Origin of the sequence: Pseudomonas sp. SIMBA_068, assembly GCF_046534705.1 — a bacterium.
Classification (GTDB): domain Bacteria; phylum Pseudomonadota; class Gammaproteobacteria; order Pseudomonadales; family Pseudomonadaceae; genus Aquipseudomonas; species Aquipseudomonas putida.
The window spans coordinates 1-11,608 of record NZ_JAWRYI010000009.1; the positions used below are offsets into that span (position 1 = coordinate 1).

General features: G+C 61.9%; 10 protein-coding genes and 1 pseudogene. 7 read left to right on the forward strand and 4 right to left on the reverse strand.

Annotation, left to right across the window (positions count from 1 at the left end; genetic code table 11):
• Positions 1–1,218, forward strand: a 1,218-nt coding sequence (locus SB756_RS19805; RefSeq protein ID WP_410911528.1) for an acetolactate synthase large subunit, incomplete at its 5' end; no start/stop codon positions are given.
• A 65-nt stretch (positions 1,219–1,283) separates the two neighbouring features.
• Here the strand turns inward: SB756_RS19805 and SB756_RS19810 are convergent.
• Both SB756_RS19810 and SB756_RS19815 read right to left on the reverse strand, forming a co-directional pair.
• Positions 1,284–3,830 carry an HWE histidine kinase domain-containing protein gene (locus SB756_RS19810; RefSeq protein ID WP_410911530.1) on the reverse strand — a complete coding sequence of 849 codons (2,547 nt, stop codon included), beginning with the start codon at positions 3,828–3,830 and terminating at the stop codon, positions 1,284–1,286.
• A 100-nt stretch (positions 3,831–3,930) separates the two neighbouring features.
• Complete coding sequence (locus SB756_RS19815) at positions 3,931–4,722, reverse strand: response regulator transcription factor (RefSeq protein WP_410911531.1); 792 nt, start codon at positions 4,720–4,722, stop codon at positions 3,931–3,933.
• A 194-nt stretch (positions 4,723–4,916) separates the two neighbouring features.
• Between SB756_RS19815 and SB756_RS19820 the strand changes: the two genes are divergently transcribed.
• The 3 genes from SB756_RS19820 (at position 4,917) to SB756_RS19830 (ending at position 8,109) form a co-directional block, all read left to right on the forward strand.
• A complete protein-coding gene (locus SB756_RS19820) occupies positions 4,917–6,281 on the forward strand; it encodes an APC family permease (protein WP_410911533.1) in 1,365 nt (454 codons plus the stop codon).
• Between the two features lie 12 nt (positions 6,282–6,293).
• Positions 6,294–7,397 (forward strand): P1 family peptidase, encoded by a 1,104-nt coding sequence (locus SB756_RS19825; RefSeq protein ID WP_341795617.1) that lies wholly within the window; start codon positions 6,294–6,296, stop codon positions 7,395–7,397.
• A 76-nt stretch (positions 7,398–7,473) separates the two neighbouring features.
• Positions 7,474–8,109, forward strand: coding sequence for a dTMP kinase (locus SB756_RS19830; protein WP_341795616.1), 636 nt, complete (start codon positions 7,474–7,476; stop codon positions 8,107–8,109).
• A gap of 8 nt (positions 8,110–8,117) precedes the next feature.
• Here SB756_RS19830 and SB756_RS19835 read toward each other — a convergent pair whose 3' ends face one another.
• A complete protein-coding gene (locus tag SB756_RS19835; RefSeq protein WP_410911535.1) occupies positions 8,118–9,020 on the reverse strand; it encodes a LysR substrate-binding domain-containing protein in 903 nt (300 codons plus the stop codon).
• Between the two features lie 96 nt (positions 9,021–9,116).
• On the opposite strand from SB756_RS19835, the gene SB756_RS19840 reads away from it, so the two are divergent.
• The 3 genes and pseudogenes from SB756_RS19840 to SB756_RS19850 form a co-directional block, all read left to right on the forward strand.
• Positions 9,117–10,508 (forward strand): MFS transporter, encoded by a 1,392-nt coding sequence (locus SB756_RS19840; RefSeq protein WP_410911537.1) that lies wholly within the window; start codon positions 9,117–9,119, stop codon positions 10,506–10,508.
• On the forward strand, positions 10,480–10,857 hold the full coding sequence (locus tag SB756_RS19845) for a DUF4440 domain-containing protein (RefSeq protein WP_341795613.1): 378 nt from the start codon (positions 10,480–10,482) through the stop codon (positions 10,855–10,857). Before SB756_RS19840 ends, SB756_RS19845 begins: the two co-directional genes overlap by 29 nt.
• A 4-nt stretch (positions 10,858–10,861) precedes the next feature.
• A pseudogene (locus SB756_RS19850) lies at positions 10,862–11,044 on the forward strand (TraR/DksA C4-type zinc finger protein); the annotation flags it as partial.
• 50 nt (positions 11,045–11,094) lie between these two features.
• Here the strand turns inward: SB756_RS19850 and SB756_RS19855 are convergent.
• Positions 11,095–11,535, reverse strand: a complete 441-nt coding sequence (locus SB756_RS19855; protein WP_016714074.1) for an Lrp/AsnC family transcriptional regulator — start codon at positions 11,533–11,535, stop codon at positions 11,095–11,097.
• Positions 11,536–11,608 lie beyond the last annotated feature (73 nt).

An 11,608-nucleotide genomic window follows, 5' to 3' on the forward strand; every position in this document is an offset into this window, starting at 1 on the left:
TTCCGCCTGGCTGAAGAAGAAAAGCCGGGTGCGGTACACCTGGAACTGCCGGAAGACATCGCCGCCGAGCAGACCGATGCACTGCCGATCCCGCGCAGCCTGCACCGCCGCCCGCTGGCCGAACACGTGGCCATCGAAGCTGCAGTCGAGAAGCTGAAGACCGCCCGTAACCCGATTCTGGTGATCGGCGCTGGCGCCAACCGCAAGATGACCGCCAAGGTCCTCAAGCAACTGATCGACAAGACCGGCATCCCGTTCATCACCACCCAGATGGGTAAAGGTGTGGTCGATGAGCGCCACCCGCGTTTCCTCGGCAACGCTGCGCTGTCGTCGGGTGACTTCGTGCACCGCGCCGTCGAAGCGGCCGACCTGATCATCAACATCGGCCACGACGTGATCGAGAAGCCGCCATTCTTCATGGTCCGTGGCGGCACCGAAGTCATCCACATCAACTTCCGCTCTGCCGAAGTCGATGCGGTGTACTTCCCGCAAGTGGAAGTGATCGGCGACATCGCCAACGCCGTGTGGCAGATCAGCGAAGCGCTGAACGACACGTCGCACTGGGACTTCACCCGCCTGATGGCGATTCGTGAAGCCAACGAAGCCCAGATCGCCGAAGGCGCTGACGACAACCGCTTCCCGGTCTACCCGCAGCGCATGGTTGCCGACATCCGTCGCGTTCTGCCGTCCGAAGGCATCGTTGCCTTGGACAACGGCATCTACAAGATCTGGTTCGCCCGTAACTACAAGGCGCACAAGCCGAACACCGTGCTGCTGGACAACGCCCTGGCCACCATGGGCGCCGGCCTGCCATCGGCCATGGCGGCGCACCTGGTGCACCCGGACCGCCCGGTGATCTCGGTGTGCGGCGACGGCGGCTTCATGATGAACAGCCAGGAGCTGGAAACCGCAGTACGCCTGGGCATGCACATCACCGTGGTGATCCTGCGTGACGATGGCTACGGCATGATCCGCTGGAAGCAGGCCAACATGGGCTTCACCGATTTCGGCCTGGACTACGGCAACCCGGACTTCGTCAAATACGCCGAAGCCTACGGTGCCAATGGTCATCGCGTGGAAAGCGCCGAAGGCCTGCTGCCGCTGCTGGAACACTGCATCAAGACCCCAGGCGTGCACGTTATCGACTGCCCGGTCGATTACAGCGAGAACGACCGCATCCTCAACAGCGAGCTGCGTGAGCGCGCGCTGGCGGTGTAAGCCCTGAGGTACGGCGCCAGCGCAAGGCTGGCGCCTTTCCCTGAGGAGCGGCCTGGTATCGCCTTTCAGCGATCCAACAGGCCCCGCAGGCTGGCCAGGATGCTGTTGGCGTCGTAAGGCTTGCGCGCTACGGGGACGCCCTTCAAGTGCTCGGGAATGCTGATGCCATCGCCGTAGCCTGTGGCAAACAGGAATGGAACCTGACGGCGTACCAGTTCATCGGCCACGGAAATGGATGTGCCGGTGCCTAGGTTGACATCCAGTATCGCAACGTCCGGTGTGCGGCGGGCGAGCAATTGCATTGCCTCGGCTTCGGAATTGGCGGTGATCACGTGCTTGATGTGAGCATCGTTGAGAATCTGCTCCAAGCCGACTGCAATCACCAACTGATCTTCGAGGATCAGCACGCACAAGCCCGCCCGTGTTGCAAAGGTATCATCTACACGAGCCATGGTCATGGCCGCGGCCGGGATGGCGGGTTCGAACGTTTCGGCGACGGTCAGGTGCTTGGCCGGGATTCTGAATAGTCCTTGCAGGCCTTCGGGGTAATATTCCACCGTGCTGGTGCCGCCCAGGTCGAACGGGATGCTGCGGTCGATCAGTACCGAGCCAAAGCCAGTGCGGCTGGGCGGCCGTACCGTGGGCCCGCCACTTTCACGCCAGCAGATGGCACAGGCGTTGGCGGCGTCGATTGCCCAGCTCACCGACAGCTTGCCGCCGGCCTGCGACAGCGCACCATACTTGGCCGCATTGGTGGCCAGCTCGTGCAGCACCAGGGCCATCACCGAGTAGGCGCGCGCGTCGAGGATGACGTTCGGGCCTTGCAGCTCGATCACCCCGGCAGCCGTGCGATAGGGTGAAAGCTCGGCCTCCAGCAGCATTGCCAGGCGGCCGCCACCATCACCGCGCACCACTTGGTCGTGGGCCAGTGACAATGCCTGGATACGCCCTTTGAGGGTGGCCACATAGTCCTGGAGGGTCTGGCTCTCGGAGGTCGGGTGGGCAACCAGCGCACCAATCAGTGACAGGATGTTCTTGACCCTGTGATTGAGCTCCTCGTTAAGGATGCGCTGGCGCACTTCAGCCTTCGAGCGCTCGCTGGCCAGCAGCTCGCTGTTGTGCAGCACCACTTCGACGATGGCGGTGCGGATGGCATCGCCAAATTGGCGGTCCTGTTCGGTCCAGGGCAGCGACTGCTGGTGAACGGTTTCTTTCCAGATGGCAAAGCTTTTGCGCGGCGTCAGGCGATCGCCCAGCGCGCCGCTGTCGTAAGTTTTGTTCGGGTCCCCGGCCCAGTCGAGCGTCTCGATGACCTCCTTGCGAAAGAAGATCAGGTAATCCCTCGGCTGTTGCGACATCGGTATGATCAGCACGCCGGATACTTCGCTGAAGTACGCCTGGGCAGAGGGAAGCACCATCGACAGGCGGTTGGACGCCCAGATGCGGCCATCGGTGACCATATCCGCCAGGCGCAACAGGTCGGGCACGGCAGCTTTGGGCACTGCCAGCCCGGCCGATGCCCAGCGGCCTTGCAACGACATGCCGATGCCATCGCAGGGGATCAGCGACATCAGCCGCGGCAGGCGTGAGTGGAAGAACCCATCGATGTCCGCTGACTGGTTGGCATTGCGCACGATGGTGTCCAGTGCTTTGTGAACCCGTACGGCGGCTTCGAGTTTTTGCCGGCTGCGCAGGGTCTCGATATGCAACGCGAAGAACTCGCCGAACATTTCGGCGGCCACCCGCTGCCCCATGGCCAGAGTACGCGGTGCGTAGTGGTGGCAGGCGATCAACCCCCATAGCTCGCCGTTGACGATGACCGATATCGACATGGAGGCGCCCACGCCCATGTTGCACAGGTACTCGCAATGGACCGGCGACACGCTGCGCAGGTGCGCGTAGGACAGGTCGAGCGGTTCGCCTGACGGGTCAAGGACCGGCTCGATGGCGACCGTTTTGAACTGGGCGTCGGAAATCACCCGGATCGGGTTGCGCAGGTAAAGCGCTCGGGCCTGCTGCGGGATGTCGGAGGCGGGGAAGTACTGGCCCATGAAGCTTTCAAGGTCGCCACGTTTGGCTTCGGCGACCACCTTGCCGGCACCGTCTGCGCCGAGCTGGTAGATCATCACCCGGTCGTAGCCCAGTACGGCCCGGACAAAGCGGGCAGCGTCGCGGAACAATTTGCCGGTCTGGTCGATTTCGCGCAGCTGCGCAATCAGGGTACGGGCCAGCTCGATGGGCTCGGCGATGCTGGCGCCGGCCGGTTCGAACTCCAGGATGGCCGTACCTTTGAACAGGTGGGCGGCGATATCGAAGGCCTGGCCGTTGGGCAGCATCACGCTGAAGCTGAGTGCAGGACGCGAGGCTTCGCGGGTACGGGCCAGCGCGTTGCGCAGGGCATGGGCTACCTCGTCCCCTAGCACCGCGTGCAGCTTCTGGCCGTTGATATCGCCCGCCAGGCCCAGCATATGCGGAGCGTTGACCGAATGGCGCAGGACCACTGTCGCGGATGCATCACAGGCCAGCAGGCAGCCGTGGGGCTGGATGCTGCCAGGGATCTGGATGGGTTCGCGGTCGCAGTTGGTCAGGTTTACTTGTGGGTCGAAGGTCATTTGGCCCGTGCCTAAGGGTAAAGAGTAGGCTGCCAGGACGGCCGCCATCGTCAGCCTAGCAGGCATTGTCCGCCTTGGGCATTGCCGGGTGGTTGCCTTTTCAGGCTGATGGGATCTCTCCCCGTTCATCTGCGAACCCCAGCTCCCGTATGAACATCGAAAACAATTCGGGGTGAGACGAGATGTTCAGCTTCGCGTACAGGTGGCGCCGGTGCACCTTTATGGTTTCTGGCGAGATCCCCAGCCGTTGCGCCATCGCTTTCGACGAGTAGCCGCGCAGGATAAGGCGGGCGATTTCCAGCTCCCGCTCGGACAACAGGCCTTGGGCAAACCTGGCCAACGCATCGCCAACCGGTGCCTGCACGGGCACCGGCACGCCACTACGCGCCCAGTGCTGCCCAAGCAGCGCCAGCACCCAGGCACTGATCAGGTTGAGCTTGCCCAGCTCTGTTGCGTCGAAAGCGCGGCGCATGCCCAGTGACAGCGACAATACCCCATCGGGCAGCTGCAACAGGAACTGGACTTCGTCGACCAGCACATGGTCCTGAAAGTAGTTCTGGTGATAATCCGTTTGCCAGAAATGGTCTGGCGCCACTTCTTCCAGGTGGTAGCAACCACTGGCCAAGCCTTCGCGGGCGGCCTGGTAGAAGGGGTCGAGCAGATACAACCCGTCGAGGTACAGCTCACCCGCTGCGGGCGCTGGCGCTGCATCGTATTCCTCCAGCACTTGTGGGGCGCCTTGGGGAGGGAAGTGCATCGCCAGCGCGTTGTCGAACGGCACCCAATGCCTCAGCACCAGGATCAGCTGACGCCAGAAGCGCGGGCTGCCAATCTGCTCGATCGTTCTGGCCAGCGCGGTGTGGCCGGCAACCTCATGAAAGAGAATTTCCACGACAGCGTCCTTGAAAGAAGTAGCGCATTGGCACCCGCTTTGCCTCAGCTGTCAACCGGGGGTACCCCTTAGTGGGAATTGTCCTGCCGGGCGCCGCCGCATAGATTTCCTAACTATCAAGCGGGCCGTCGAGCTCGCCACGTTTCGCTTACTGGTTCTGCCTCTGACACTAACAACAACGTGAGGATGAACAAATGACGTCCTGTAGTGCACCCACCCCAGAACTCAAACCGACGCTGAGCGTCGCAGATGTAGTCGCCATCACCGTGTCTTCGGTCACACCCGCAAGCTCCGTCTTCGTCATTGCGCCCTTTGCTATCGCCCAGGCAGGTACAGGTGTGATTTGGGCCTTCGTGCTCGGTGGTGTGCTGGCGCTGATGTTTGCGCTTTGCTATGCCGAACTGGGCCGCGCGCACAGTGCGGCAGGGGGTGAATACGTGTTTGCCAAGCGGGTATTTGGCGGGATGGCAGGTTACGCCACTTTCCTTACCGTGCTGGCGATGCTGGTGTTCATTCCACCGGTCTTGGCCACGGGGGCAGCCACTTACCTGAATGCAGCGCTCGGCACCCAGCTTGACGGGCAGACGGTGGCCTTGGTGATCGTGGCACTGGGCTATTTGCTTGGCATCCTCAACATCAAGCTCAACGCGTGGGTCACCGGCATTTGCCTGTTTCTTGAGGTGGCGGCACTGATGGTGATCGTGGTGTTGGGCTTTGGCCACGCCCAGCAACCGGTCAGCAGCCTTGTCAGCCCGCTGGTACTCGATAACGGGATACTGCACGCGGCGCCCTGGGCGCTGGTGATTGGTGCGGTGGGCACTGCGCTGTTCTCTTTCAACGGTTATGGCGGCGCCGTGTTGCTGGCCGAAGACATGAAATGTGGCGGGCGTGGTATTGCCAAGGCAGTTTTGTGGTCACTGGTGCTGGTGCTGGCCATCGAAGTGATCCCGCTGGTTGCGCTGCTGGTGGGTGCACCCTCGCTTGAGGCAATGCTGGCCAGCCCGGACCCTATCGGCTACCTGCTGACGGCCCATGGTAACGAAACACTCTCGCGCCTGGTCAGCGCCGGGATTTTCCTTTCGGTGTTCAATGCCATCATTGCCCTGGTCATCCAGAGTGGGCGGGTGATCTACAGCAGCGGGCGGGATGCGTTGTGGATGCCGACCCTGAACCGCGCCTTCACCCGCATTCACCCCAAGTGGGAGTCGCCATGGCTGGCCACGCTGTTCCTCGCCGTGCCTTCCGCTGCCTTGACGTTCAGTTCCAACCTGTCGGAGCTCACGTCCTTCACCGTGCTGCTGATCCTGTGCGTGTACCTGGTAGTCGGGATGTGCGCGCTGTTCAGCCGCGTGCTGCGCCGCGACCGTGAGCACCCTTACCGGATGCCACTGTGGCCACTGCCGGCCTTGGTTGCGGTGACCGGGGCCGGGTACCTGTTGACGACCCTGTTGAGTACGGCTTCAGCCCGGGACATTTTCATCATTCTTGGCATTCTGCTTACCTCTGTGTTGCTGTACGGCACGTATGGCAAGTTGAGCCCGGCCTTCCAGAAACTTTGAGCGAGAGACAAGATGCGAGCACGCGATTTCGGTATCACGCTGGGCCTTGGTCGGCCTGGCCCCCACAACGCTATTACCGATGTGCCGGGTGTACGGGTTGGCCACGCCACCCTGGACAAGCACCATAACGGCAAGCCTGTACGCACCGGTGTCAGTGTCATCGAGCCCCGCGAAGGCCCGGCGCGCCATCAACCGTGCTTTGCCGGCTGCCACGTGCTCAATGGCAATGGCGACGCCACAGGCCTGGAGTGGATTCGTGAGGCGGGCCTGTTGACGACAGCCATTGCCACCACCAACACGCACAGCGTCGGCGTTGTGCGCGATGCACTCATCGCCCATGAGCATGCGACCCTGGCGGACGCGTCGACCTACTGGTGCATGCCGGTGGTGATGGAGACCTACGACGGCGTGCTGAACGACATCTGGGGGCAGCATGTGAATGCGGACCTGGTTCAGCAAGCGCTGGGGGCGGCCCGTGGCGGGCCTGTTACCGAAGGTGCGGTAGGCGGTGGTACCGGCATGATCTGCCATGAATTCAAAGGCGGGATTGGTACTGCGTCGCGGGTATTGCCGGCAGAGCAGGGTAGCTGGACGGTGGGTGCTTTTGTCCAGGCCAACCATGGCCAGCGTCGCGAGCTGCGGGTGGATGGCTATCCCGTAGGGCGGGTGTTGCTCGATTTGCCCTCGCCATTTGATCAGCAGGACACTCCTGGAATGGGCTCGATCGTGGTGGTACTGGCCACTGATGCACCGTTGCTGCCGCATCAGTGCCAACGGCTGGCCCAACGTGCTGCGCTGGGTATTGCCCGCACGGGTGGCGGCACCGATGACTCCAGCGGCGATATCTTCCTGGCATTCTCGACGGGGAATACCGGGCTGGCGCCTGCCGACTACAATCGCCGCGATCTGCCGAGGACAGCGCAAGTGGCGATGGTCAACAATGACCATATATCGCCGCTGTTCGCGGCAGCGGCCGAGGCGGTGGAAGAGGCTATTGTCAACGCGATCCTGGCAGGCAGGACCATGCAGGCAGAGGATGGGCGAGAGGTGCCGGGCCTGGACGGTAAGCGGTTGCTGGCGGCCCTTGAACAAGTGGGTTGGAAGGCTCAGGGTTGACGTAGAAAGAGAATCGCTTGAAGACGAGCCACGATCAATGGTCTCATCCCGCGCCTGAGCCAACTGGTATTGAACGATGAACCGCCCGCTGTTTGTTTCCATTGATGGGCCCAAGGGTACCGGCAAGACCACGCTGCTGGAGGCCGTCACTCAAGCCTTGCGGCTGGACGGGAACAAGGTGATCCGCCTTTGTGAAAGAAAGAACGACCCTTGCCGGGGCGAGACCATGGCCCTGGTCAACCAGCTTGCCAGAAGCCCATGCCGGGAACTGGAGTTCAAGGTGTGCGAGCGCTTTGCCGAGAGCCGCGCCTGGATTTCCCGGCATGTGCTGCCCAGGCAGCCAGCTGACAGCATCATCCTGATTGATCGCTGGTACCCCTCCGATGCTGCGTTTCGCCGCACGGTGCCGTTTGACCAGATCTTGCGCCTGAACCTCGAACGAAAGGTGCAAGTGCCCGATTTGCATGTCGGGGTTGTCACAGCTCCTGAAACCTCATGGGCACGGGCCGCGGCGCGTACGCGTGGGCTGGGCAGTACGGTGATCCACAACCTGGATGAACAGGTGGCCTGTACCGAGGCGTTCGAGCGTGCCGTTGCAGCGCACGGCTGGGTGCTGTGCCGCAATGAAGGGACGATCGACGAGGCAACCCGGCAGGTGGTTGGGGAGATTCAGGGCGTGCTTGCACGCATGCGAGCTGTGCCAGCAACGTGATATGGCTGTTACAGCCCGGTGTCCTCGAGGGCCCATCGGGCTGCCAGCTTGTCAATGAAAACGCGTGTTGCAGCAGGTACATACATGCTGTTGCGGTACAACGCATGAATGGGTTGCCGTGCAAAGTGTTGTGGGTCAAGGACGGCGCTGAGCTTAGCCTTCGCGATGGCGTCGTCTACCAACCAGCTTGGCAGAAGCGCAACCCCGAGCCCGCGCAAGGCCATGTCCAGCAACGCCTCTGCGCTATCTGCCTGAAAGCGGGACGGGCGCACGAACTGGCAGCTTTCGGTCATGGACTGTGAGTTGAAGAAGCGCCAGGGCGCATCGCTCAGGTGCGTATGAGCCAGCCAGTGCACGTTGACCAGCGCCTCTGTCGAGCCAACCGGGTGCCGTAGCAGATACGCCGGGCTGGCGACCAGCTGCAAGGCATAGTCGCCAATCCTGGCGGCCTTGTAATCGGAGTCCGCCAACTCGCCTAGCCGTATTGCGACGTCGAAGCGTTCAGCAACCAGGTCACAGAGGTGCGATGACGCTACGTGCTCGATCGACAGATCGGGATGAGCCTCTGCCATGTCTGCCAGCACCGGCAGCACTGCACGCTGTGCAAAGGCGGAGGTACTGGTGATGCGTAACCGCCCGCCAAGCCCCGCGGATGACTGTTGCACGCTGGCTGTCGCGCGCTCCACCTGGTCAAGCAGCTGACGCGCTTCAACCAGAAACCGTTCACCGCAATCGGTCAGCACGGTGCGGCGGGTGTTACGGGCCAGCAGGCTGGCGCTCAGTTCAGCTTCCAGACGCCGTACATTGAAGCTGATCCGCGCCTTGGACTGGCCCAGCAATTGGGCAGCCTTGGTAAAGCTGCCGCTATCTGCAACGGCGACAAAGCTGGCAACGCGATTGAGGTCGAGCATGATTGTCAAAAATCAGTTAACAGTCTGGGCGATATTACAGCACTTATGCCGCAGTCAGTGCAGGGTTACAGTCACGCTCGCTGACTGGAGCTCACCGTGGCCTTACTCAACCTGCGTCGTCGTATCACGCTGTTCTACTTGCTGGGTTTCTTCGTAGACCTGATCAACACCTTCATCACCGCCGTGGTTTCACCGAAGATAGGTGAAGCCCTGCACGCTCATGTCGCCACGCTCGCTTGGGTGAGTACGGCCTATCTACTCGGGCTGATGCTGGGGATGTTGCCCAGCCGATGGCTGGGGCAGCGCATGGGCGAGCGCTCAGTACTGCTCGGCTCACTGGTGTTTTTCTCAGGCGCCACACTGCTGATCGCCTGGTCGGGCCAGATGGCAACGCTGTTACCTTTACGCGGCCTGCAGGGTTTTGCAGCCGGGCTGTTCATTCCTCTGGGCCAGGCACTCGTCTACCGCCTGTATTCAGCGCATGAGCGGCCGAGGGTGACCATGGCGATTATGGCCATAGGCTTGCTAGCGCCAGCCGTATCACCCTTGGCAGGCGGTTGGTTGTCGCAACGGATGCCTTGGCAGTGGGTGCTGCTCGCCAGTCTTCCCATGGCACTGCTGGCTTTGATCCTGGGTGCTTGCTGGTTACCACGCCCGCCGTCAGCCACGCGCAATGAACCCTTTGATGGCAAAGGCTTGCTACTGGCTGGGGGAGGGGTGGCCAGCGGCTTGCTGGGTATGACTGATGCGGGTGGTGGCCAGGGTGGCATGGCTATGGCCTGGGCCGCACTGGCTGCAATCTTGCTCGGCAGCTACCTGCGTCACTCACGGCGTATCGCTGCACCCCTGTTGGACTTTTCGGTAATGCGCGAGCCCGTTTTCGCCGGATCGATGATGTTGTACCTGGCTGTGCCGGGCCTGTTCATCGGGGTAAACCTGTTGGCCATGCTTTACCTTCAGGCCGACCTTGGATGGACCGCAAGCGCAGCCGGCAGCCTGATGTTGCCATGGACCGTGGGGGCAGCGCTGGCGATCGCTTGCACCACCTGGTGTTACAGATCATTCGGGCCCACCCCGTTACTGCTGCTGGGGCTGGCGCTGCAGATACCGGGTTATGCACTGCTGGCGCTGGCTTCCAGCACGTCTTCACTGATGATTGCCTACGCGCTGCTCGGTGTCGGGGGGAGCTTATGCACCAGCGTCGCGCAAAGCGCTGCCTTCTCAGCATTGGCATCATCGGAACTTGGCCAGGCCAGTACCCTGTGGGCCCTGAACCGGCAGTTGAGCTTCTGCCTTGGCGTGACAGCCGTCAGCCTGGTTTTCAGCTTGCTGACCATGCTCTTCGAGGCCCGGCAAGCCTATCAAGCCACATTCATGCTGGCAGGAGGGGTGCAGGCAACCTGCCTGGCAGTCCTGTTCTGTCTGCGGATACGCTCACTTGTCAACCGAAAGGAACGCCATGAATCGGTATCTGAAAGAAGTCATTGATCTGCACGTATTGATCGAGGCGCGCTTCGCCAGGGGGGAGGGTTCTGTTGCAGCCATGGTCGAGCGGTTTCACGCGGATTTTTCTATGGTGACGCCTGCCGGTGCTCAGGTAGACCTGGGCGATGTTTCATCCCTGTTTGCTCAGCGTGCAGGGTCTCAGCCGGGATTGAGCATTGAGGTCGCCGAACTGGAAACCCTCGCACAATGGCCGGAGGGTGCAGTAGTGTGCTATCGCGAGACGCACCATTTGCCCGGCCAGAAAGCGAAGACACGGGTCTCGACCGCACTGTTCAGTGCTGTAGGGGGACGCGTGTTATGGCGCCATCTGCAGGAAACCTGGGCGGCTTGAGCTGCGCGAGCTGCTGGACAAGGTCGACGAAGCCCTGGAGCGCATTGCTCGGGGTGAGTACGGATGGTGCAAGGACACTGGCGAGCCCATCGGCCTGAAGCGCTTGCTGCTGCGGCCGACGGCGACACTGAGTATCGAGGCCAAGGAGCGGCAGGAACGCCAGGAGCGGCATATACGCGAAGCTTGATTCCCCTGGTGTGGATGGCACCGGCTTCGCCCGTGCCATCCTGCAGGTCGTCAGGCACCCTGGCGGTCGATGTCACGGCGCAGGACTACCGACGTGGTAATGTCATCCACGGATTCGTGGCGCGCGACGTTGTCGCGAACCTGGTTGAGGTCGTCGATGGTCCGGGTCTCCACTTCAACCACCAGGTCGAGCTGACCGCTCACCGAGGAAACCCGCCGCACGCGTGCGTCAGTAGCCAGCTGGTCAAGCAGCCCCATGGCAGGCGTGCGCTGTAACGTTACCAGCAAGATAGCGCGTATGACATTGGCGTCTATCTCGCCGATATCCGCCCGATATCCGCGAATGATCCCGCTGCGTTCAAGGTTGGCAACGCGCTCGGTCGTGGCGCTTCTGGAAAGGCCTATGCGGCCGGCTAATGCCTTCAGCGCAATGCGCGCGTCCTTCGAAAGTACTTCAAGAATCTCACGATCTTTTGCATCCAGCTCACGCATTGCAGCACCCGATTAGCTCGCCGTCTTTATGCCGGTCAGAACCGGCATAATGCCTGTTGATCCCGACCGTATG